Origin of the sequence: Pseudofrankia inefficax, from assembly GCF_000166135.1 — a bacterium.
Lineage (GTDB): Bacteria > Actinomycetota > Actinomycetes > Frankiales > Frankiaceae > Pseudofrankia > Pseudofrankia inefficax.
The window spans coordinates 751965-774941 of sequence record NC_014666.1; the positions used below are offsets into that span (position 1 = coordinate 751965).

The window sequence follows — 22977 nt, forward strand, 5'->3', positions numbered from 1 at the left end:
AGCAGCGTCACGCGGCAGCTGCGGCCCATCCGCGATAGTGTTAAGTTAACCTAACCTGATCTATCCCGGCTGGTGTGTTTCGTGTGGAGGTGTCGGTGTGGCCGCTGTCCCTGAGCCGCGACGGTTGCATGCGTTCGGCGACGTGTCCACAGATGTCCTCAGGACCGCGAGCGGTTCTAGGACCGCTCCTGTCTCCAGGACCGCGAGCGGTTCCGCGACCGCGACTGTCCGCGGGACCGCGACGGCGTACACCGTGTCCACCGGGCGCCCGGACGCGCCCGGCGTCGAACGGGCGAGCCGATGACCCAGCTTAACGAGGTCGCCCCGCATCACTCCACGCGCTGCGGCACCCAGTCCCGGTCGGCCGCCGAGGACATCAGGGGCACCGTGCCGGATGTCGGGGCGTACTGCTTCCTGCCGTCCGCGGGGCCGTGGCCGCACCAGGTCCCGCCGGCTGACCCGGGCCTCTTCCCAGAGCTGCCCGGCGCCAGAATGCAGCTCTACCGCCCGTACCCGGGCCAGCCGACCAACGAGCCGGCGTTCTTCTGGGACACGACCCGGCGGCGGATCTACCGCGCGTCGCGGGGTGGCTGGCAGGCTGCCGGCCCCAGGGAGTGGTTCCTCGGCGTCTGCGTGCACGGCCGGCACGACACCTGCTGCGGCCTGCGTGGCGGTGGCTTCCTGCGCCGGGTCAAGACCCTCGCCCCCGAGGCCCCCGTGTACGGCGTGAGCCACCTCGGCGGGGACCGTTTCTCCGCGACCGCGATCCTGCTGCCCGGTGGGTACCTGCTCGGCCGGCTGGACGAGCTGGACGACGAACAGGTCCGTGACCTGGTCGAGCACGGCCTGCTGCCGCTCGGCCACGTGCGTGGCCGGCTCGGGTCGACCCAGGCCGAGTCCGTGGCGGAGATCTGGTACCGGGAGCTGTTCGGGCACCGGGATCCGCTGACGCCGCCCACGACCACCGTCGTCAGCGTGCCCGGCGACCGGGGCTGGTCCGAGGTGGTGGTCGAGGCGCACGAGGGCAGGTGGCGGCTGGCGATCTCGCGCGAGCAGCGCGGCGAGCGGCCGATCCAGTACACCTGCGCCGCCCCGCTCAGCCGTCCTGTCTACGGCTGGGAGGTCGACGTTCTGGAGGAGGCCGGAGCGGCCTGAGCCGCGGCCGCGACGACCTGCGTCACGGACCGGCGACCTTGGCCGTCACCCCGACGAGGGGTGACGACGGGCCGGCTCAGCCCAGCCTCCGCTCAGCCCAGCTTCCAGGGCGTCCCACCGGTGACCAGCCCGGTGTAGCCGGCGGCCAGCTCGGGGGTCAGCCCGACGCAGATCCCCTCCCGGACGAACACGCGCGCGAGCGGCCGGACGTCGAAACCGACCCGGGCCTCGGCGGCCGCCAGATCCACGGGGCAGCCACTGAGCAGCAGCTCGATGGCGGCCGCGGCCCGGTCGCGAACGGTGATCTTCCTGCCGCCCGCGTAGACCACCAGCTGACCCTCGGACCGCTCCACGTGGGGGGCGAACTCGGTGACGCAGACGACGACCTCGGGCTCGTGCGCCGAGGGCAGCGTCGGCGCGTGCCGGGCCGGCGGCCGGGTGCGTTCCCGCGCGGTCAGGAACGCCGCCGGCGGCAGCGAGCGCACCAGCTCGATCGCCGCGTCCTGCAGGCGCGCGCGTTCGGCCTCCCGCTCCGCGGGTGACCGGGTCAGGTCCGTGCGGAAGAGCTCCTGCTCCCGGGCCTGGTCGGCGATCCACGTCAGCCAGTCCACCCCGGTCCGCCGGGTGAAGCCGAAGGTGAGGTGCAGACTGACCGGGTCGTCATGCTCGACCCGGGTCGCCTGGTGCCAGTAGCCGCGCGGGATGTGCAGCACCTCGCCGGCCCGCAGCACTCCCTGCCAGACGGCCTCGGAGCTGGCCACCTCGTTCGGCACGGCGTCGCGGAACATCGGCGCCGACCGGGTGCTGCCGCGGACGTCCCAGTTCTTCTCGCCGGCCAGCTGGACGATGAGGACGTCGTGGTCGTCCCAGTGCAGTGGGAAGCCGTCGGCTGACCTGGTCGTCAGGTAGGCGTTCGTCTGCACGAGCTCGCCCGACCACCAGCGCAGCGCGCGGGTGGCGACCTCGACGATCGGGTCGAACGTTTCAAGCCCGTCCAGCACGAGCGTCACGCCCGCATCCAGCAGTGCTGTCACGGATGTCGGGTCCAGCGTGCGGACAGCGGGCCGCCGCCGGTTTTCCTGAACTCGCAGGTATTCGGAAGGATGAAGCTCCCGGCTGTCCTGGAAAAGGCGCAGCCGGGGCGGCTCCACAAATCGACGGGTGACGATATCCAATATTTTGGACGGCGTCATAATTCGTTCGACCAATGACTGGTCGGCGAACCGTCCAGTCGCGAACTCCCGGCCTAGCGGAGTCGCGTCTGGCCAACCAACCGCGCCCTCAATTTCTCGGACGAGAAGGTGGTCCAGTGCCTGTGACCCGCGATACAAATTCGTCAACTCTGGTTAGTGGCTGGCCGCTTACGGCCAATTCCTCGCGAACTCAGCCGTCGCTGCCGTCGGGGTCCGCCCGCTCGGCGTCGTAGCGGTCCCGTACATCGTCGAGAATTTCGACGGAGACCACGAGATCGTCATCGTTGGAGTGCTGACAAGGGTTCACTGAAGCCCTCCCACCGATAGTCGCGCCTTTGGTGTGGGCGCGTCGCAGCAAAATGATAGAGGCCGTAAACCCATTGGCGCAACCAGCCCGTGGCGACGAATTCCCCGCCGCCGAAAGTCAAGCCCCCCGGGCGGGTGCCGCGTCGCGCCCGCGCGTTATGCCCGCCTCGCCCCGTACGGTGGGCAGCGGCCCGCGTCCCCGCAGGTCAGCCGGCCCCCGGCGCGCGGGGCGGGCCTCGCGCCGCGACGTCGGCGGCGAGCGGTGGGTGGCGAGGAGAGGCTCAGGATGGCGATGACCGACACGGCGGCGCAGGCGGAACCCGGTCCCGGGCCGGAGGGCGGGGCGCCGGGGCCGAGCGGGGCCCGCGGGCCCGGGTGGGCGGTCCTCGTCGTCTGTTGCCTGGCCCAGTTCATGGTCGTGCTGGACGTCTCGATCGTGAACGTCGCGATGCCGTCGATGCAGAGCGAGCTCGGGCTCTCGCCGAGTGGCCTGCAGTGGGTGGCCAACGCCTACACCCTCGCGTTCGCCGGGCTCCTGCTGTTCGGCGGCCGGGCCGGGGACCTGTTCGGCCGCCGCCTCGTGCTGATCGTGGGCCTGGTGCTGTTCACGGTGGCGAGCCTGGTCGGCGGCCTGTCGCAGGGCCCGGCGACGCTGATCCTCGCTCGCGCGGCGCAGGGGGTGGGCGCCGCGGTGCTGACGCCGGCCACGCTGAGCCTGCTGACGACGTCGTTCACCGAGGCCCGGGAGCGGGCCAGGGCGATCGGACTGTGGGGCGCCACGGCGGCGGGCGGCGGCGCGTGCGGCGCCTTCATCGGCGGCGTGCTGACCGACCTGGCCAGCTGGCGCTGGGTGCTCTTCGTCAACGTCCCGATCGGCGTGCTGCTGCTGGTCGGTGCCAGGATCGTGCTCGCCGAGTCGCGCGGCCAGGTCAGCCGGCTGCGCGACCTGGACGTGCCGGGCACCCTGCTCGTCACCGCCGGGCTGGGCGTGCTGGTCTTCGGGATCGTGCATGCCGAGGACCACCCGTGGGGATCGGCGGGGACGGCCGGCTGCCTGGCCGGTGGGGCGGCGCTGCTGGCGGCGTTCGTCGCGGTCGAGGCACGCGGCGCGAACCCGCTGGTGCCGCTGTCGATCTTCCGGATGCGCGCGCTCACGGTCGCGAACCTCGTGGTGCTGTTCCTCGGCGCGGCGACGTTCGCGCTGTTCTACTTCCTGACGCTGTTCCTCCAGGAGGTACGGGGGATGAGCCCGCTGGCCGGTGGAACCGCCCTGCTCGTGATCCCAGTCATGATCATCACCGGTTCGCAGATCGCCTCCCGGCTGGTCGGCCGGGTCGGCGCCCGGCCGCTGATCCTGGCCGGCTCCCTGGTCGGGACGGCCGGGTTCGGGTGGCTCACCCAGATCTCGGCGGACGGCTCCTACTGGACGCAGGTGCTCGGCCCCGGGCTGCTGATCGGCCTGGGCGCCGGCACCAACATGGTCGCGACCACCAGCGCCGCCACGACCGGCGTCCCGGGGCGGCTGGCCGGGCTGGCCTCCGGCCTGATCAACACCGGCCGCCAGATGGGCGCCGCGATCGGGCTCGCCGTGCTCACGACGGTCGCCGCGAGCCGGACGGCGTCGCTGCGCTCCCACGGCGTGGCCCGCCCGGTGGCGCTGACCTCCGGCTATGCCCGCGGCATCGCGGTCGCCGCGGGCCTGATGGTCGCGGCCGGGCTGCTCGCGCTCGCCCTGCCGCGTCGTGCCGCGACACCGCGGGTCGTCGTCACGCCGTCGGCCGACGCCGACCCCGCGCTCGCCGCCGAGGCGGGCTGAGCGCCGGCTAGACCTCTTCCGGCCGCGGCGGCAGGACGCGCAGCATCGCGACGCACTCGAAGACCGCGCACAGCCGGCCGTCGGCCCGGAAGACCTCGCCGCGCCCCAGCACCCGGCCTCGCCCGGCATGCGGCGAGGACACCCGCACCAGATGCCACTCCCGCGCGTCCAGCTCCTCGACGAACGTGACGGTCTCGGCGATGATGTTCGCCGCCAGCCGAGACCCCGGGGCGATCCTGACCTCGCCGCGCGCCACGTGGTCGGCCATCACCCGAGGGACCAGCAGTGGTTCGCTGGCGTACGCCGCGAGTGCCCGGGCCACCGTGGGGTCGTCCGGCGCCGCCGGAATCCGCTGCCAGTGGTCGACCGAGAACGGTGTCGGGCCCGGGCCGGTGCGGACCTCCCACGGCATCATCGGGTGGTCGACCGGCCGGGCCGCCTCGGGCCCGGTCCACCCCTCGGGCCGGTCGGGCTCGTGCCGCACGAAGTCCGGCCCGTCCGCGGCGAGCAGCACGTCGCTGCGGCTGATGGCGCGGCCGTCCTGGCGGAAGGTCAGGGTCAGGTTCGCGAACGTCCGGCCCGCCTGCAGCCATTCGAAGTCGGCGTCCACCGGCCGCTCCCAGCGGCTGGGGTTCGGGAAGACCGCGTGCAGCGTCTGGACGCTCCTTCCCGGCGCCAGCCGTTCGGCGAGCACGATCTGCTGCGCGAGCTGCTGGGCGCCCAGCACGCCGCCGAAGGCGTTCGGCAGTGAGCGCACCGGCACCGGGGGCGTGACGTCGCCGGCGAGGTCGAGTACCGCGAGCACCTCGGCGAGCGTGCCGAACTGGCGGAGCCCCGCCGCCGGTTCGGAATGGCGAGGCAGCGGCAGGTCCGGCCCGCTCGTCGCTGTCGCGGCGAGCTGGGCCATGGCGGCGACCAGCTCGTCCGTGCCCGCGCTCTCCGCGTCGACAGTGCTCGCGCTCAACGGACCCCCATCCCGCTTCCAGGCGCGGCGCGAGGAGCGGCGACGTCGCCGGAAGGCCACCAGAACAGCCGGAAGCCCGCGCGTGGCCGGTGCGGCCTGGCGGCGGGCACGGCCTCCACTATCTGGGCCGTGCCGCGATGGGCGACGCGCTCAGTGACCGAACCCACGCGTCGTCCCGCCGCCGCGGACGGCCCGCGGCGGACGGCGGCGGGACTGGCCGCGGGACCCTAGGCGCCGGTGTCGCTCGGGCGCAGGGAGCGCAGCATCGCGGCGCTGGCGCGGTCGACCCCGGTCAGCACGGCGACGCTGCCGCGCTCCTCGTAGCGGTGCAGCACATCGTCGAGCGCGGCGGCGGCCGCCGAGTCGAGCACGTCCGCGTCGGACAGGTCGATCACCACTCTGGCCGGATCGTGACCGAAGTCGAACGCCGTCGCCAGATCGTTCGTGGACGCGAAGAACAGCGGTCCCTGGACGGCGTAGATCCGCTCGGTGCCGTCCGGGTCCAGCACACTCGTCACGTTCGTCAGGTGCGCGACCTTGCGGGTGAACAGCAGGGCCTCCAGCACGACGCCGACGACCACCCCGTAGGCGAGGTCGTGGGTCGGCACGACGACGGCGACGGTCGCCACCATCACGAGCGTCTCGGTAACCGGTACTCGACGCAGCGTCGCTGGCCGCACGCTGTTCCAGTCGAACGTCATCGCCGCGACGATGACCATGACGGCCGCCAGAGCCGACATCGGGATGAGCCGGACGACGGAGTGCAGCGGCAGGACCAGCAGCAGCAGGAAGCCGCCCGCCGCGAAGGTCGACAGCCGGCGCCGGCCGCCGGTGGACACGTTGAGGATCGCCTGGCCGATCATCGCGCAGCCGCCCATGCCGCCGAAGAAGCCGCTGACCACGTTGGCGATGCCCAGGCCCCACGCCTCCCGGTGCGGGTTGTGGGTCGAGTCGGTCATCTTGTCGATGATCTGGGCGGTCAGCAGGGTCTCGAGCAGCCCGACGGCCGTCAGCGCCAGCACGTACGGAAGGATGATCCGCACGGTGTCCCAGTCCATCGGGACGTGCGGCAGGGTGGGCGTCGGCAGGCCGGTGGGCAGCTGGCCCTCGTCGCCGACGGTGGGCACCTTGAGGTGGAAGGTGGTCGTCGCGAGCGTCAGCAGGGCCACGGCGACCAAGGGCGCCGGCACCGCCTTCGTCAGCCGGGGCAGCGTGACCAACACGAACAGGCCAACCGCGACCAGCGGGTACACCCGCCAGCCGTGCCTGAACACGTGCGGCATCTGCGCGGTGAAGATCAGGATCGCGAGCGCGTTGACGAAACCGATCATGACGGTGCGTGGCACGAACCGGATCAGCCGCGCGATGCCCACCAGGCCGAGCACGAACATCAGCACACCGACGGCGATCGTCGTCGCCAGCAGGTACTGGAAGCCGTGCTGGCGGACCAGCGGGGCGGCGACGAGCGCCATCGAGCCGGCCGCGGCGGAGATCATCGCCGGGCGCCCGCCGGTGAAGGCGATCACCGTGCAGATGATGAACGACGTGAACAGGCCGACGGCCGGGTCCACGCCGGCGACGACCGAGAAGGAGATCGTCTCGGGGATCAGGGCCAGCGCCGTCACGAGTCCGGCCACCAGCTCGACGCCCGCGACCCGAGGCCCCGGCACCGCCCGGCGCAACGCGGGGAGCGCGTCACGCAACAGCGGCAGCGTGGCCAGTGCGCCGCGGGGCGGCTGCCGGGCCGGGGTCGACGGCACCGGGGCGGAGCCGGGCAGTGCGGACATCTGAGAAACCTCACACGAGCGGCGGCACCGGTAGCAAGGCGTCCCGGGCGGACGTGCACGGCGCCCGGCGGTGCTGAGCGGACCGGTCTGCGGCGGGAGGACCGGCTCCGGCCGAGGGCGTGGGGCATGGCGCCCCTCGTCGCAGCGCCGGGCGAGCGACCCGTCGAAACGACCAGAAGCGTATCTAATGCGCAACCGCTGATCATCTACTGACGTCCGCGCCGGTCCGTCCGGACATCTCCCGCCGCAGGTCGCGCCGTCGGCGGCGAGGGTCGAGCCGGCGCCGGGCCGGCGCTACGCCTGCGGGGCGCCGAGGCGCTGCAGGTCGAACTCCATCTGCTGGATCTCGGCCGACTGCACGACGACCATCGCCTTCGCCAGCGCGCGCACCTTGTCCTGGTCCGCGTGCTGGGCCGCGTACTGCGCCATCAGGACCCCGCCGCGGTGGTGGTGGATCATGAGGGTGAGGAACCGCACATCGGAGTCCCGGCCGGTGGACGCCGCGAGCCGCGCCAGCTCCGAGTCGCCGGCCATCCCCGGCATCCGGACCCCGTCGGTTCCTACCGGGGTGCCCAGCGAGCCGCCACCCGCCATCCCGGGCATGTGTGCCATGTCGTCGGCGGCCGTGCCGGTGCCACCCATCCAGATCATCGGCGCGCCGACGGTCGACTGGGTGAGCCCCCAGTCGGCCAGCCAGGACCCCATGACGCCGATCTCGCGCTGCTGGGTGAGCGCGATGTCCTGGCCCATCGCGACCGACTGCGGGTCGGCACCGTGGCTGAACTCGAGCATGCCCATCTGCACGGCCTGGCCGTGGTGCTCGGACATGTCGCGCAGGAAGCCGGCGTCCACCGAGCCGTTGCCCGGCGCGCCGTTCGTGAGCCCGCGCAGCCCGAACCCGGCGGCGACCAGAGCGGCCGCCAGTACGACCACGAGCGGTGCCCAGACCAGCCGGGAGCGACGCCCCCGGGCCGGCGCCGCGTCGTCCGCCCGCACGTCCCGCGCTGGCAGGTCGCCGGCCCGCCCCTCGGTCACCGGCCGGTCGGTCGCCGGCACGTCGTCGGGCGGCGCCTCGGTGCGCTGCGCGGAAACCATCCCGTTGTCTGCCACGGCGACCAGGCTAGTCCCGTCGGCGCCGCGGCCGCCCTCGGCGCGGTCGTGGTGGCTCGGTCGTGGCGGTACGGGCTCAGACGTTGACCTGGCCGTTGAAGACGAAGGTCCGCTTGCCTACCTGGACACGGGTGCCGGAGACCAACGGGGCCGGCTGGTTCGGCTCCAGCGGGGTCCACACGGTCGCCTCGGGCGGGGCGATGTAGGTGCCGTTCGCCGAGCCGCGGTCGGTGATCACCGCGTCCCAGCCGCTCAGGGTGATGACGGCGTGCACCCGGGAGACCGCGCTCTCGCCGTCCTCGACGGCCAGCGGCCGGGCCTTCCCGGCCCGCACGGCGTCGTCCCGGTCGGGCTGGCGGCCGATCACCAGGTCGATGTCGAGCGGGATCGTCTGGCCGTCGTCGAAGACCAGGACACCGATCGACGGGCGCGGCCGCCACACCGACTGGCCCTCCTGCGCCGACAGCGACGCGCCGCAGTCGGCGCAGTACGGGGCCTGCGGGTGGTTGAAGTGCCCGTTCGGGCACAGCACGCCCTCGACCTGCGCCTGGCCGTTGTCCGGCAACATCGTCGGCGCGTCGTCGTCCTCGATCAGGTCCGAGACCGTGAACGTCTGGCCCGGCAGCTGGGTCAGCGCCTCGCTGTCGTCGTCCTCGGTCAGCTCGCCGTGCGCGCGGGCGTCGTCGTGGTGGGCCGCGCCTCCCACCGGGCGGGCGAGCTCGGTCGGCGGATCCTCGTCGTACTCGTCGAACTCCAGCTCGTCGAAGTCGGCGGCCTGGGTCGGCTCGGAGCCGGACTGCGCCCGGTGCGCCTGCTCCTCCTTGGTCAGCAGCGGGGCCAGCGGCGGCGGGGCGACCGACTGCTGCTCGGGGATCCGGTCGGCCGGCAGCGGGATGCGCTCCGCGGCGGTCGCCGGCTCCCGGGGCGAGCCGTAGTTGGACAGCAGGTCGCCGGCGGCCGACCGCGGGGTCGGCAGCGGAGCGTCCCGAGCCGGCAGCAGGCTCGCGCCGACGCCGGGCACCGCGCCGACCCGCAGGTCGAGCGGGAAGCCGAGACCGGTGCCCGTCACCTCGGAGCCCTCGCCGCCGGGCCGGCCGGAGCCGTCGGACAGGTCGCTCGGGGCGATGTGCAGGTGGGTGATGCCGTCCGGCAGCAGCCGGTCCACCCAGGTGGCCGACTCGACTCCGGACAGGGTGATCGGGCTGGAGCCCCCGGCCGCGACGTCCATCGCGCCATGCACCAGCGCGGCGATCCGCTCGCCGATGGCGGTCAGCAACGCGAAGTCCGGCACGTCCTCGGGGTCCGCGGCGGCGAGCAGGCCGGCGACCCGGCGAACCAGGCGACGGCCGGTGCTCGCCGTGTCACCCGGCTCGGCGGCGACCTCGGCGCACAGGTCGAGCAGCCGGCGGGCTGTGTCAGCCGTCCGTGGCCGGCCCACCCTGGCGACGATGAGGACACCGGGAAGTCGGACCACCACGCCGGTCTCCTGGCCGCGGCCCGCCTCCACGACCACCCGGAAACGGTCCAGTCCCACCATCGTTCCCCTCCGCGCCCGTCGGACCGACGGTGGCCGGCCCTCGCCGCCCGGGCCTTGGGGCGGCCCGGGCTGTCGTTGCGTGCTCGATCCGTGTGCTGCCGCCGCGCCGCCGGCCCGTTCCCGGGTGGCGCCGACGGCGTCACGCGGGCACCCTGCTCGACTCACCCGGCCCTGGGCGCGTGCGATCTTCAGGGATCAGGTTATCGGTCCGACGAGCGGTTTTCCGTATCTTCCACCGTCGGCCGCCCGGGCGGATGCTGTCGGCTGCACGCCAGCGCGCCGACGGGGTGCCGGCACGGTCGTGGGATGCCGGCGCGGGTGTGGGGTGCCGGCGCGGTTGTGGGGCGCCGGTCAGCCGGTGCCGTACGGGCCGGGGCGACCGGCCGGCGGGTAGCCGCCGGTGCCGTTCATGCCCGCGGGCATCGAGCCCGTCATCGAGTTGTTCATCCGAGGCTGCTCCGTCATCGCCTGGCTCACCTTGGACGCGATCGCCTCGGTCAGTCGGATTGCCTGGGTGAGCGAGAGGTTGAGCACGATCTCGCTGTCATCGGTCATCGCGAAACGCACCGATACATCCGCCATCTTGATTCCTCTCGATCGCCGTCCCCGATGTCGGGGCAGGCAACGCCCTGGATCCCCCCGATATGCCTCCGGGCGCGCACGACGGCCTGAGGCCCCGCCCGACGGCGGGACCGGCCGCGGGACGTGGTGACCGGCTCCACGATCCCCGACGGTGTCGGCAAGGATCCAGCGACCCCCCGGTTAGCCAGCCCGATTCGGCGGCCGATGATCGCCCATTGGACACCCTTGGTTATCGGTCACTCGCTCTGAGGTTTGAAATCGAGCGGGACGGCGCTGATCTGTTGTCATTTCATGCCAGCTGGACACTGTGCGTTCCGCGCTTTGGAGGGGGTAGACGAGACTGCGTGACCGAGCACACCGTCAAGCCGGAGCGATACCCGGCCACCCACCCCACTTCCGAGGCCGCCGACGGCCCGCCCACCCATGGCGGCCCGGCCCAGACGGTCCGTCCCCGCGCCGCCGAGCCCGGGCCGCCCGCGGCAGCGGGACGGGACCAGCCGCTGGTGTCCGTGGTGATGCCGTGCCTGAACGAGCGTGACTCGGTCGGGCGCTGCGTCCGCGCGGCCCACGCGGGGCTCGCCGCGGCCGGGCTGCCAGGCGAGGTGGTCGTCGCCGACAACGGCTCCACCGACGACTCGCCGCGGGTCGCGGCACAGGCCGGAGCCTGGGTGGTGCGCGAACCGCGCCGCGGCTACGGCAACGCCTATCTGACCGGGTTCGCCGCCGCCCGCGGCCACTACCTGGTGATGGGTGACTCCGACTGCTCGTACGACTTCGGCGAGCTGCCCCGGCTGCTGGACCCGCTGCGCGCCGGGGGAGCCGACTACGTGCTCGGCTCCCGGTTCGCCGGCGACATCAGGCCCGGAGCGATGCCCTGGACCCACCGGCGGATCGGGAACCCGGTGCTCACCCGGATGCTCAACCACCTGTTCGGGCTGCGTACCACCGACGCGCACTCTGGCATGCGGGCGTTCACCCGCGCCGCCTACGAGCGGATGGCGCCGCGCCAGGGCGGAATGGAGCTGGCCTCCGAGCTGGTGGTCGCGGCGGCGGCCAGCGGGCTGCGGGTCAGGGAGGTACCGATCACCTACCACCCGCGGGCGGGAACGTCGAAGCTGCACTCGCTGCGCGACGCGGCCCGTCATGTCCGCTTCATGGTCGGCTATGCCGCCCGCCTGCAGCGCAGGGATGCCGCCTGCCTGCACGCAGGGAAACTAAGTGGATCCGCGTCCGTAAACTGAGCCCCGTGGCACACGAGGACGCGCGCGACGGCGCACGCCAGGGGCAGAAGGTCTCGCTCACCGGGATCAAGCCGACCGGCGAGCCGCATCTGGGCAACTACATCGGGGCGATCCGCCCGGCACTGGAGATGGCCTCGTCCTACGAGTCGATCTACTTCATCGCCGACTACCACGCGCTGACCTCGGTCCGGGACCGGGCCTCGCTGGCGGGCTGGACCCGGTCGGTGGGAGCGACCTGGGTCGCCCTCGGCCTGGACCCGAAGCAGACGATCTTCTACCGGCAGTCGGACGTACCGGAGATCTTCGAGCTGACCTGGGTGCTGTCCTGCGTCACCGGCAAGGGCCTGATGAACCGGGCCCACGCCTACAAGGCCGCCCGGGACCGCAACGCCGAGGCCGGCATCGCCGACCTGGACGCCGGCATCAACATGGGCCTGTTCAACTACCCGGTGCTGATGGCCGTCGACATTCTGATCATGAACGCCGACGTGGTGCCGGTCGGACAGGACCAGGTCCAGCACCTGGAGATCGCGGCCGACGTCGCCGGGTCGTTCAACCACCTGTTCGGCGACGTCTACGCGCTGAAGATCCCGGAGGCGGTCACGCCGCCCGGCGACACCGGGCGGGTGCTGCCCGGCCTCGACGGCCGCAAGATGAGCAAGTCCTACGGCAACACCATCCCGCTGTTCGCCCCGGAGGCCCGGCTTCGCAAGCTGGTCCGATCGATCAAGAGCGACAGCACCCCGGTGGAGGAGCCGAAGGCCCCGGACACCTCGGCCGCCTTCCAGCTGTACGAGAACTTCGCCACGCCCGGGGACGTCGCCGACATGCGGCGCCGGCTCGAAGCGGGCGGAACCGGGTGGGGTGAGCTGAAGAACGCCCTGTTCGAGGCGATCAACACGCGGCTCACCCCGCTGCGCGAGCGCTACGAGGAGCTCATGGTTCCCGGCAGTGAGCTCGACACCATCCTCGCCGACGGCGCCGAGCAGGCCCGCGACCGCGCCCGGCCCGTGCTCGCCGGCGTCCGCCGCGCCATCGGCATCGACGCTCTGTGAACCTCGGCCCGCGAGGGCGGGCCGGTCAGCAGGAGCGCTGGAGCGTCAGGGCCTTCAGGGTGGCGGCCCACTCGTAGGCGACCATGTAGGCCCAGGTCGGGCGGTTCGGAGGGTCGACGCCCATTACCCGCACGCTGCCGTCGTAGCAGCGGCTCAGCCGCAGCCGGGCGCGGGTGTCCTGGGGCGTGGAGGTGATCACGATGATCGACCGCCAGCCTCGGGCCCGGGCGGTCGCGCCCGTCCAGCGAGCCTCGCCCTGGGTGGTCAGCGGCTTCGGATGGAAGCAGAGGACCTCGACACCGGGGATGGTGTCCGGCGGGCAGGGATCGGACGGCGTCGGCTGGGAGACGGCCAGCACCGGGGCGTAGCCGTTGCGGGCCAGGGTCACCGCCAGGTCGAGCCGCCCGGCGCTGCCGGCGAACATCACGATCGCGTCGACGGGCACCGGAGCGTCCCGTTTCGGGAACACGTACAGCTTCGCGGTCGTCAGCAGGAAGCCGACGATGAGCAGCCCGGCCGTGCTGCGCAGCAGCCGGCGCCGCCGCAGCCCGCGTGGCGCCGGGCCGGGGGGCGTCCCCGGGGCGACGGGTGTCGGCGCCTCCCGGACGCCAGGCAGCGCCGCGGTCGGTCCGGCCGGCATCGCCACCTCCCAGCTCTCCTGCTCGCACCAAGTACAACCGCTCGGCCCCATGGTCGCCCGGTGTGGCGCGGTCTCGGCGAGCCCCGGCGGTCTCCCGGTGGTCAGGACGGGACCGGGGGCGCGAGCCGGGTCAGTGGTAGGTGCGCGGGGTGAAGCCGGGGTTGGCGGTGCGGGCCTGCCAGCGCGGGTGGGCGAACCGGGCGCGGGCACCCTCGCGGGGCCAGACAGTCCAGGAGGCGCCGGACTGCCACTGCACGATCGGGATCTGGTGACCGACCTGCAGGCCCGTCGTCTCGTCGAGGCGGAACCGGCCGAGCAGCGTCGTGGTGTCCATGCCCCGGGCGGCGGCGAGTACCGCCGAGTCGTCGACCGTGCCGGCCCGGCGGATGCACGCGCCCAGGATGAGCCCGGACACGTAGGTCCAGGCGGCGGTCGCCGTGGGCGGGGTGCCGTGCAGCGCGTGGAACTCGCCGGTGAACTGCCAGGCCGTCGGCCCGGTGGCGGTCTCGGCCTTGCTGTCCGGCAGCCAGCTGCCCGGGGCGAGCAGGCCGTCACTGGCGTCGCCGAAGCTCGTGGCGACCTGGGTGCTGACGGCGGTGGAGAACGCCGCGGCCCGCCAGGGCCGGCGCAGCAGGGCGCTGGCGGCCGTCAGCTCGTCGTCGGGGCCGGCGTGCACGATCAGCACGTCGGCCGACGGCAGCCGGCTGGCCGCGAGAGCCGCCTGGCCGGGGCCGAACGTGCTGGTCGTGACGTCGAAGCCGAGCGAGCGGCCCGCCGCCTTGATGCTTGCCGTGGTCTCGACCGCGAAGTCGCCGGCCGCGAGCAGCACGGCCGCCTTGCGCGCGGTCCGGTCCGCGGACCGGACCAGCGCGAGCACCTGGCGCGGCCACGTCGACGAGGGCGCGGCCACGTTGATGACCTTGGGGTACGTCTGCCGCATGAACCGGGTGATCGGCGCGCCGACGTTGAACACGACTCTGTCGGTCGCGGCGACGGCGGCCAGCGCCGCGCGCCGGCCGAACGGGCCGAGGATGGCCGCCGGCCGCCCGGCCGCGGCGGTGCGCATGGCCGCGGCGGGATCCGGGTACGCGTCGTAGGCCGTCACGCTGATGTCGGTCCAGGGCAGGGGCACGTGCTCGTCCCGCGCCCACAGTGTCAGGCCGCGCAGGCTGGCCAGGCCCTGCGCCGCGTCGGGACCGGTGAGAGGCGTGACAAGTGCGACGGTCAGAGCGGTCATCGGCATCCGTGTAGCAAGCGACCCATGGAAAGTGGCATCCCCGATGGTGGCAGGGCGGCCAGATCCCGAGGATCTGGCCACACGAGGACCGCCACTCACGACCCATAGGATCTACGAGGCGCGCGAACAGCCGTCCGTCCGAAGGGTATCCCGGGCCTCCACAGGCCTGTGAAGGCAGGTGCTCTGGCCTTGGACGAGGTGATCAGGTGGCAGAGGTGACGACGTGAGTGGCGCGAACGCGCGGGCGAAGGACACCGGCCGCAAGGGGGATCCGCCGCCACCGCCGGAGCCGCTGGACATCGAGATCATCGACAGCCACTGCCATCTCGACCTGATGGACGCCGCCCCGGCCGACGCGGTCGCCGCGGCGCGGGCGGTCGGCATCCGGCGGATGGTGACGGTCGGCGTGGACCTGGCGACGAGCCGGTGGCAGGCCGAGGTCGCCGCCGAGCTCGCGGACGTCTACGCCGCGGTCGCGATCCATCCCAACGAGGCGGCCCGCGGGGTCGACGAGGCGACCTTCACCGAGCTGACCGCCCTCGCCCGGCGGCCCGAGGTCCGGGCGGTCGGGGAGACCGGGCTCGACTACTTCCGCACCCCGCCGGAGCAGCACGCGGCCCAGCAGGCGAGCTTCCGTCGCCACATCGCGATCGCGAAGGAGACCGGCCGGCCGTTGATGATCCACGACCGGGAGGCGCACGACGACACGCTGCGCATCCTGGCCGAGGAGGGCGCGCCGGCGACGGTCGTCTTCCACGCGTTCTCCGGCGACGCCGAGCTGGCGAAGGCCTGCGCGGCGGCCGGCTACGTGATGTCGTTCGCCGGCAACGTCACCTTCAAGAACGCCGAGCAGCTGCGCGAGGCCGCGGCCGTGGCCCCGCGCGAGCTCCTGCTGGTCGAGACCGACGCGCCGTTCCTGACCCCGATGCCGTTCCGAGGCCGGCCGAACGGCCCCTACCTGGTGCCGCTGACGCTGCGCGCCATCGCCGAGGTGCGTGGCGAGGCTGTCGACGAGCTGGCCGCGACCGTGGCCGCGACCGCCGAGCGCGTCTTCGGGCCCTGGTAGACCGGCCGACGTGGCAGAGGCTGGAGCCAGACCGCGGGGCACCGCGCTGACGGCCGGGCCCGGGGACGGGCTGCTGTCGGCGGCCGACATCCGGGCGATCGCGGCCGCCCTGGACCTGCGACCGACGAAGCGGCGCGGGCAGAACTTCCTGGTTGACCCGAACACGGTCCGCCGGCTGGTACGGCTGGCCGGCATCGGGCCGGACGACGTCGTCCTGGAGGTGGGCCCGGGGATCGGCTCGCTCACGCTCGGCCTGCTCGGGGCCGCGCGCCGGGTGCTCGCCGTCGAGGTCGACCCGGCTCTGGCCGCCGCCCTGCCGGCGACCGCCGCCGCCCGGCTGGACCCGGCGACGGCGGGACGGCTGACCGTGCTGACCAGGGACGCGCTGCGTCTCGTCCCCGCCGACCTGCCCGGTGAGCCCGACCAACCCATCGGCGCCGCCGGCCCTGCCAGCGCGTCCGGCGTCGCCGGCCCTGCCAGCGGTGCGGGCGCGGGCAGCCCTGGCGGCGCGGCTGGGGCTCCGACGGTGCTGGCCGCCAATCTGCCTTACAACATCGCCGTTCCGCTGTTGCTCGGGCTGCTGGAACGGTTTCCGTCGCTGGAGCGTGGCCTGGTGATGGTCCAGGCCGAGGTCGCCGACCGGCTGACCTCCCCACCCGGCGGGCGGGTCTACGGGGTGCCGAGCGTCAAGCTCGCGTGGTACGCCGGGTCGCGCTCGGCCGGGGCGGTGCCGAGGTCGGTGTTCTGGCCGGTGCCGAACGTCGACTCCGGCCTGGTCGCCTTCACCCGCCGGCCAGCCCCGGCACCGTCGGAGCTGCGCGCTGACGTCTTCGCGGCGATCGACGCCGCCTTCGCCCAGCGCCGCAAGACCCTGCGCACCGCGCTCGCCGGCTGGGCCGGTTCGCCCGCCGCCGTCGACCGGCTGACCCGCGCCGCCGGCGTCGATCCCGGTGCCCGCGGCGAGACCCTCGACATCGCCGCCTACTGCCGGCTGGCCGCCGCCCGCGCCGAGGCCGCGACCACGCCGAACCCGCCCTGAGCCGCATTCCTGATCTTCAGGCCAGGCCGCCGCCCCGAATCCCATACCCAACTGGCCATCTTCGGTCGATCTCAGGCGCCTGATCGGTCATGATCGCTAGCCGGGTATGGATAAAGGGCGCCTATGCCTGGTCCGGCCAGGTCCTCCCGCCGACTTGATCGCCGTTTCAGCCCTCACGTGGTCACAAAACCGCTGCGGTTACAGCCATACGAGGGCGAAGACGGCGATCTTGCCGGCCTCGGGACGAGGCGAACGTTGCCAGATATGGCGCTGGCCGCCAGAGGGCTGGCGGCTGGGTAAAGCTCCCGCAACGCCGTGTGGTCGACGGACCGGGCCGAGTGCTGGTCAGCGGCCGGGAGAGCGCCGGCTCGCCTCGTCGCCCGCGCGGTTGACGACCAGAGCCTCGTAGACGGCCGCGCGGCTGACGCCGAAGCGGTCCATGACCGCGCGGCGGGCCTCGGCCCGGGAGAGCCCGGCGGCCTCGTGGTGGGCCACCGCCGCGGCGAGTTCGGCGGCGGTCGGGGGGCCAGGAGGCCGAAGGTCACCGAGGATCGGCTCCTGCCCGACCGCTGACGTCTCGTCTGCGCCTTCCGGCAGGGGGTCCGCCGCCTCGGCCGGGCCGGCGGCCCCGGAACCGTCGGGTGAGCCGTCGACCGCCGGCTCCGAGCCGCCGGTGGCGGCGCGCCCGGCGGCGACGGGGGCGCGGGCCGCGCTGGCATCCGCCCTGTCCGCGCTGGTGGCCAGGTCGGCGAAACCGAGCCTGCGCGGGCCGACGGCGGCGCCCGCGACGACGAGGGTGAACTCGCCGCGGATCTCGCGGCCGTCGGTGGCCCAGGCGACGAGCCGGCCGAGGTCCCCTCGGACGACCTCCTCCCAGGTCTTGGTCAACTCGCGGCAGGCGACGGCGGCGCGCTCGGTGCCGAAGACGGCGGCCAGGTCGGTCAGGCTCGACGCCAGCCGGTGCGGGGCCTCCAGGAAGACCATCGTGCGCCGCTCGGCCGCGAGCTCGCGCAGCCTGCCGCGGCGTTCCCCGCCGCGGCGAGGCAGGAAGCCCTCGAACGTGAAGCGGTCGCTGGGCAGCCCGCTGACCGCCAAGGCCGCCGTCACCGCGGACGGCCCTGGCACCACCGTGACCGGTACGCCGGCGGCGGCAGCGGCGGCGACCACGCGGAACCCGGGGTCGGAGACGGCCGGCATCCCGGCGTCGGTGATCAGCGCGACCGTCTGGCCCGCGAGCAGGTACTCGGTCAGCGTCGCGGCCCGCGCCCCCTCGACGGCGTCGTAGCAGGACGTCACGCGCCCACCGATGGTCACGCCGAGGGCGTGCGCCAGCCGGCGCACCCGCCGGGTGTCCTCGGCGGCGACGACATCCGCGGTTGCCAGCACCTCGGCGAGCCGCGGGCTCGCGTCCCGCGGCTCGCCGATCGGCGCCCCGCACACGATCAGCACCCCGGTCATCCCAGCTCGCTCCCGCTCCACGTTGACGCGACGCCCGCCGCCCCGGGGTTGGCGCCCGTCCGCCGCGCGGACCTCACACGTCCTGACCGCTGGAGGCCAAGCCTAGGCAGAGCCCCCGCCCCGGTCGCCGCGGGAGCCAGCGGTGTCACTGTGGGCCGCCGTCCGCCGTCCGCCGTCCGCCGTCCGTCGCCCGTCGCCCGTCGCCCGTCGCCCGTCGCGTCGAGCGTCATGCGTTTGGCGCCCCAGATCGGGGAGCGACTCCGGGGGCTGACAGACGTCCGTCCTACCCTGTCTGCGTGACGGTGACGACGACGGCCCGCCTGACCCACGGGGACGACGGTCCGGGCGCTTCCGCGACGGGAACCCCACCGGACGGGTCGGCACCCTCGTCGCCGCTGCGGGATCGGCTGTGCCCGCCGATGCCGACCGATCGGGTCCTCGGCTGGCTTTCCGCCGGGGTGATCACGGTCATCGCCGGTTTCCTCCGATTTTGGCGGATCAGCGAGCCCAAGAAGATCTACTTTGACGAGGTCTACTACACCCGCGACTCCTGGGGCCTGCTGACCAAGGGCTACGAGGTCAACACCCAGGGATGGGGTGGCAAGGCGGGGACCGGCTGCATCGGCCCCGGGTATGTGGTGCATCCGCCGCTGGGCAAGTGGTTCATGGCCGCGTCGGAGAAGCTGTTCGGCTACATCGACTGCACCGGCCAGGCCCACGGCAATCCCTGGCTCGGCTTCCGGGTCGCGTCGGCGTTCGCCGGGACGGTCGCTGTCCTGCTGCTCATCCGGGTGGCGCGGCGGATGTTCCGGTCGACGTTGTTGGGTTGCTTCGCGGGGATCGCGTTTGGTTTCGATGGGTTGGAGTTCGTCCAGAGCCGGATCGGGATTCTGGACATCTTCTTGATGTCGTTGCTCGTGCTCGCGTTGGCGTGTCTGGTGCTGGATCGGGATCAGGGCCGGGCGCGGCTGGCTGATCGGGTGGCGGCGCTGGGTCTGGGGCCGGACCTGGTCGCGGGCGCGGTGGCCGCGGAGAACTCGGGCACCCGGGTGGCGCCCGCCCTCGCGCGGGACCTGCGGTACGGGCCGGGGCTGGGATTTCGCCCGTGGCGGCTGGCGGCAGGGCTCTTCCTGGGCGCGTCGATGGGCGTGAAGTGGAGCGGCCTGTACACGCTGGTCGGGTTCGCGGCCCTGGCGATCGCGTGGGATGTGGGCGCTCGTCGGACGGCCGGGGCGAAGGCGCCGATCCGCGGTGCGCTGCGCCGGGACCTGTCGGCCTGGTTCGGCTGCTACGTGCCGCTGCCGATCGCGACCTTCCTGGCGACGTGGACCGGCTGGTTCGCGACGGACGGTGGCTATGACCGTCATCTGTACGGCAACGGCTTCACCGCGATGTGGCGGGGCTGGTGGGCCTACCAACGGGCGATCCTGAACTATCACGAGCATCTGGACGCCCCGCATCCAGCCAAGTCGGCGCCGTTCAGCTGGCTGGTGCTCGGCCGGGCGGTTCCGTACGACTACATCGGCACCGGCTACGGCCAGAAGACGCAGTACGGCGGGCAGACCTGCCACGCCGCGGACAGCTGCTCGCAGGAGATCCTGGCGATCGGCAACCCGGCCGTCTGGTGGGTCGGGACCGCCTGCCTGCTGGTGATGATCGGGCTCTGGGTGTGCCGGCGGGACTGGCGAGCGGCCCTGGTCGTCGTCAGCTTTGGCGCGTCGTTCCTGCCGTGGGAGCTGTTCCCGAGCCGGACGATGTTCCTCTTCTACGCGCTGCCCCTGCTGCCGTTCCTGGTCCTCGGCATCACGGCGACCGCGGGCCTGGCCATCGGCCCGCGGGAGGCCTCCGATACCAGGCGCCTGTTCGGCGCGCTCGCGCTCGGGGTCTACCTGATCACGGTCGTCCTGCTGTTCGCGTACTTCTACCCGATCATGACCGACCAGATGATCTCGCTGTCCGGCTGGCGCGCCCGCATGTGGTTCCCAGGCTGGGTCGTCTCCCGCTGACGCGCGGCGGCGCGACACCGGCCAACCAGGCGCGGCAGCGGCGGACACCAATCCAGCACAGAGGCGATCGGTGCAGCCCCATTAGGCTATCGCCGTGACGATGGCGACGACGGTCCAGCCGACCCCGGTCGAAGACGTCTCGCCGGGGACGCGGACCCAGCCCGGCGCGGCCGTGTCCGCGTTACGGGACCGGCTGTGCCCGCCGATGCCGACCGACCGGCTGGTCGGCTGGCTGTCCGCGCTGGCGATCACGTTGGTCTCCGGTGTGCTGCGGCTGTGGCGGATCACCGAGCCCAAGCGGATTTACTTTGACGAGGTCTACTACACCCGGGATTCCTGGGGCCTGCTGACCCACGGCTATGAGGTCGACACCCGGGACTGGGGCTCCAAGACCGGCTGCGACCCCGCGTCGGCCGGGTATGTGGTGCATCCGCCGCTGGGCAAGTGGTTCATGGCCGGGTCGGAGAAGCTGTTCGGCTACATCGACTGCACCGGCCGGGTCCACGGCGATCCCTACCTGGGCTGGCGGTTCGCGTCCGCCTTCTTCGGCACGCTGGCCGTCCTGGTGCTCATCCGGGTGGCGCGGCGGATGTTCCGGTCGACGTTGTTGGGTTGCTTCGCGGGGATCGCGTTTGGTTTCGATGGGTTGGAGTTCGTCCAGAGCCGGATCGGGATTCTGGACATCTTCTTGATGTCGTTGCTCGTGCTCGCGTTGGCGTGTCTGGTGCTGGATCGGGATCAGGGCCGGGCGCGGCTGGCTGATCGGGTGGCGGCGCTGGGTCTGGGGCCGGACCTGGTCGCGGCCTCGGTGGCCGCCGAGGGCCGGACCCTCGACCGTGCGCTGGCCCGGGACCTGCGGTTCGGTCCGCGGCTGGGGCTGCGGCCGTGGCGGCTGGCGGCAGGGTTCTTCCTGGGCGCGTCGATGGGCGTGAAGTGGAGCGGCCTGTACACGCTGGTCGGGTTCGCCGCGCTGGCGATCGCGTGGGACGTCGGCGCCAGGCGGACGGCCGGCGCGAAGGCGCCGATCCGCGGTGCGCTGCGCCGGGACCTGCCGGCCTGGTTCGGCTGCTACGTGCCGCTGCCGATCGCGACCTTCCTGGCGACCTGGACCGGCTGGTTCGTCACCAATGGCGGCTACGACCGCCATCAGTACGGCAACGGCTTCACCGCGATGTGGCGGGGCTGGTGGGCCTACCAGCGAGCGATCCTGCAGTTCCACGAGCATCTGGACGCCCCGCACCCGGCCAAGTCGGCGCCGTTCAGCTGGCTGATCCTCGGCCGGCCAGTGCCGTATGACTACGTCGGGACGTCGACCGGGCAGAAGTCGCAGATCGGCGGGATGGTCTGCCACGCCGCCGACGGCTGCTCGCAGGAGATCCTGGCGATCGGCAACCCGGCCGTCTGGTGGGTCGGGACCGCCTGCCTGGTCGGGATGATCGTGCTGTGGGCGTGGCGCCGAGACTGGCGAGCGGCGCTGGTCGTCGTCAGCTTTGGCACGTCGTTCCTGCCGTGGGAGCTGTTCCCGAGCCGGACGATGTTCTTCTTCTACGCGCTGCCCCTGCTGCCGTTCCTGGTCCTCGGCACCACCGCGATGGCGGGCCTCGCGCTCGGTCCGAGGGACGCCAGCGACGGCAGGAGGCTCGTGGGCGCGCTGACCGTCGGCATCTACCTGATCGCCACGGTCCTGCTGTTCGCGTACTTCTACCCGATCCTCTCCGACCAGATGATCCCGCTCTCCGGCTGGCGCGCCCGCATGTGGTTCCCCGGCTGGGTCTGAACCAGCGGTTAGGCGTCGCCGCCGAAGAGGCTGGTGACGGAGCCGTCCTCGAAGACCTCGCGGATGGCGGCGGCCAGCAGCGGGGCGATCGACAGCTCGGTGATCTTGTCGATCTGGGCGTCGGCCGGCAGCGGCAGCGTGTTGGTCAGCACGACCTCGCTGATGGGGGAGTTCTTCAGCCGGTCGATGGCCGGGCCGGACAGTACGCCGTGGGTCGCCGCCGCGATCACCGTCGCGGCGCCGTTGGCCTTCAGCGCCTCGGCCGCCTTGGTGATCGTGCCGGCGGTGTCGATCATGTCGTCGACGATGACGCAGGTCCGCCCGGCGACCTGGCCGACGACCTCGAACATCTTGACCTGGTTCGGGACGTCCTTGTCCCGGCGCTTGTGGATGATCGCCAGCGGGCAGCTCAGCCGGTCGGTCCAGCGCTCCGCGACCCGGACCCGGCCCGAGTCGGGCGCGACGATGGTGACCTCGGTGGCGTCGACCTTGCGCTCGATGTAGTCGGCGAGCAGCGGCAGCGCGAACAGGTGGTCGACCGGGCCGTCGAAGAAGCCCTGGATCTGCGCGGTGTGCAGGTCGACGGACATCAGCCGGTCCGCTCCGGCGGTCTTGAACAGGTCGGCGATCAGTCGGGCGGAGATCGGCTCCCGGCCGCGGTGCTTCTTGTCCTGCCGCGCGTACGGGTAGAACGGCGCCACCACGGTGATCCGCTTGGCCGACGCGCGCTTCAGCGCGTCGACCATGATCAGCTGTTCCATCAGCCAGGTGTTCACCGGGGCCGAGTGCGCCTGCAACACGAACGCGTCGCAGCCGCGCACCGACTCCTGGAACCGAACGAAGATCTCCCCGTTCGCGAAGTCGTAGGCGCTGGTCGGCACCGTGCGTACACCCAGGGTCGAGGCCACCTCGGCCGCGAGCTCCGGGTGGGCTCGGCCCGTGAAGAGCATCAGGTTGCGCCGGTTCTCCGTCTGGTAGCCCACCGCGTTACTCCTTGACGTGTCCTCC

The 22977-nt window shown here is 72.9% G+C and carries 18 protein-coding genes; 8 read left to right on the plus strand and 10 right to left on the minus strand.

Annotated elements, in window-relative coordinates:
• The first annotated feature begins 300 nt into the window (after positions 1 to 300).
• On the plus strand, positions 301 to 1155 hold the full coding sequence (locus tag FRAEUI1C_RS02985; protein ID WP_013421800.1) for a sucrase ferredoxin: 855 nt from the start codon (positions 301 to 303) through the stop codon (positions 1153 to 1155).
• A gap of 92 nt (positions 1156 to 1247) precedes the next feature.
• Here FRAEUI1C_RS02985 and FRAEUI1C_RS02990 read toward each other — a convergent pair whose 3' ends face one another.
• Complete coding sequence (locus FRAEUI1C_RS02990; RefSeq protein WP_232425278.1) at positions 1248 to 2189, minus strand: JmjC domain-containing protein; 942 nt, start codon at positions 2187 to 2189, stop codon at positions 1248 to 1250.
• 751 nt (positions 2190 to 2940) lie between these two features.
• Between FRAEUI1C_RS02990 and FRAEUI1C_RS02995 the strand changes: the two genes are divergently transcribed.
• Positions 2941 to 4470: an MFS transporter gene (locus FRAEUI1C_RS02995; RefSeq protein ID WP_013421803.1), complete on the plus strand. Its 1530-nt coding sequence runs from the start codon at positions 2941 to 2943 to the stop codon at positions 4468 to 4470.
• A 7-nt stretch (positions 4471 to 4477) separates the two neighbouring features.
• Here the strand turns inward: FRAEUI1C_RS02995 and FRAEUI1C_RS03000 are convergent, their stop codons facing one another.
• The 5 genes from FRAEUI1C_RS03000 to FRAEUI1C_RS03020 form a co-directional block, all read right to left on the minus strand.
• Positions 4478 to 5434, minus strand: coding sequence for an acyl-CoA thioesterase (locus FRAEUI1C_RS03000; RefSeq protein ID WP_013421804.1), 957 nt, complete (start codon positions 5432 to 5434; stop codon positions 4478 to 4480).
• 227 nt (positions 5435 to 5661) lie between these two features.
• Positions 5662 to 7221, minus strand: a complete 1560-nt coding sequence (locus FRAEUI1C_RS03005; protein WP_013421805.1) for a SulP family inorganic anion transporter — start codon at positions 7219 to 7221, stop codon at positions 5662 to 5664.
• A gap of 294 nt (positions 7222 to 7515) precedes the next feature.
• Positions 7516 to 8316: a DUF305 domain-containing protein gene (locus FRAEUI1C_RS03010; RefSeq protein WP_013421806.1), complete on the minus strand. Its 801-nt coding sequence runs from the start codon at positions 8314 to 8316 to the stop codon at positions 7516 to 7518.
• 91 nt (positions 8317 to 8407) lie between these two features.
• On the minus strand, positions 8408 to 9868 hold the full coding sequence (locus FRAEUI1C_RS03015) for an FHA domain-containing protein (RefSeq protein ID WP_013421807.1): 1461 nt from the start codon (positions 9866 to 9868) through the stop codon (positions 8408 to 8410).
• A gap of 351 nt (positions 9869 to 10219) precedes the next feature.
• On the minus strand, positions 10220 to 10450 hold the full coding sequence (locus FRAEUI1C_RS03020) for a hypothetical protein (protein WP_013421808.1): 231 nt from the start codon (positions 10448 to 10450) through the stop codon (positions 10220 to 10222).
• A 344-nt stretch (positions 10451 to 10794) separates the two neighbouring features.
• On the opposite strand from FRAEUI1C_RS03020, the gene FRAEUI1C_RS40065 reads away from it, so the two are divergent.
• Both FRAEUI1C_RS40065 and FRAEUI1C_RS03030 read left to right on the plus strand, forming a co-directional pair.
• Positions 10795 to 11691, plus strand: coding sequence for a glycosyltransferase family 2 protein (locus tag FRAEUI1C_RS40065; protein ID WP_013421809.1), 897 nt, complete (start codon positions 10795 to 10797; stop codon positions 11689 to 11691).
• Between the two features lie 5 nt (positions 11692 to 11696).
• On the plus strand, positions 11697 to 12746 hold the full coding sequence (locus FRAEUI1C_RS03030; protein WP_013421810.1) for a tryptophan--tRNA ligase: 1050 nt from the start codon (positions 11697 to 11699) through the stop codon (positions 12744 to 12746).
• A gap of 25 nt (positions 12747 to 12771) precedes the next feature.
• Here FRAEUI1C_RS03030 and FRAEUI1C_RS03035 read toward each other — a convergent pair whose 3' ends face one another.
• Both FRAEUI1C_RS03035 and FRAEUI1C_RS03040 read right to left on the minus strand, forming a co-directional pair.
• Positions 12772 to 13386, minus strand: a complete 615-nt coding sequence (locus FRAEUI1C_RS03035; RefSeq protein ID WP_013421811.1) for a YdcF family protein — start codon at positions 13384 to 13386, stop codon at positions 12772 to 12774.
• A gap of 130 nt (positions 13387 to 13516) precedes the next feature.
• On the minus strand, positions 13517 to 14623 hold the full coding sequence (locus tag FRAEUI1C_RS03040; RefSeq protein ID WP_013421812.1) for an ABC transporter substrate-binding protein: 1107 nt from the start codon (positions 14621 to 14623) through the stop codon (positions 13517 to 13519).
• A gap of 223 nt (positions 14624 to 14846) precedes the next feature.
• On the opposite strand from FRAEUI1C_RS03040, the gene FRAEUI1C_RS03045 reads away from it, so the two are divergent.
• Positions 14847 to 15689 (plus strand): TatD family hydrolase, encoded by an 843-nt coding sequence (locus FRAEUI1C_RS03045; protein ID WP_013421813.1) that lies wholly within the window; start codon positions 14847 to 14849, stop codon positions 15687 to 15689.
• Positions 15690 to 15699: 10 nt separating this feature from the next.
• Positions 15700 to 16728 (plus strand): ribosomal RNA small subunit methyltransferase A, encoded by a 1029-nt coding sequence (locus FRAEUI1C_RS03050; protein WP_013421814.1) that lies wholly within the window; start codon positions 15700 to 15702, stop codon positions 16726 to 16728.
• 345 nt (positions 16729 to 17073) lie between these two features.
• On the opposite strand, the gene rsmI is transcribed toward FRAEUI1C_RS03050, so the two are convergent.
• On the minus strand, positions 17074 to 18186 hold the full coding sequence (gene rsmI / locus FRAEUI1C_RS03055; protein ID WP_013421815.1) for a 16S rRNA (cytidine(1402)-2'-O)-methyltransferase: 1113 nt from the start codon (positions 18184 to 18186) through the stop codon (positions 17074 to 17076).
• A 296-nt stretch (positions 18187 to 18482) separates the two neighbouring features.
• On the opposite strand from rsmI, the gene FRAEUI1C_RS03060 reads away from it, so the two are divergent.
• Positions 18483 to 20192: a dolichyl-phosphate-mannose--protein mannosyltransferase gene (locus FRAEUI1C_RS03060; RefSeq protein WP_438270013.1), complete on the plus strand. Its 1710-nt coding sequence runs from the start codon at positions 18483 to 18485 to the stop codon at positions 20190 to 20192.
• A gap of 100 nt (positions 20193 to 20292) precedes the next feature.
• On the plus strand, positions 20293 to 21969 hold the full coding sequence (locus FRAEUI1C_RS03065) for a dolichyl-phosphate-mannose--protein mannosyltransferase (RefSeq protein WP_041260034.1): 1677 nt from the start codon (positions 20293 to 20295) through the stop codon (positions 21967 to 21969).
• An 8-nt stretch (positions 21970 to 21977) separates the two neighbouring features.
• Here the strand turns inward: FRAEUI1C_RS03065 and FRAEUI1C_RS03070 are convergent, their stop codons facing one another.
• Positions 21978 to 22952 (minus strand): ribose-phosphate diphosphokinase, encoded by a 975-nt coding sequence (locus FRAEUI1C_RS03070; protein WP_013421818.1) that lies wholly within the window; start codon positions 22950 to 22952, stop codon positions 21978 to 21980.
• Between the last annotated feature and the right edge of the window lie 25 nt (positions 22953 to 22977).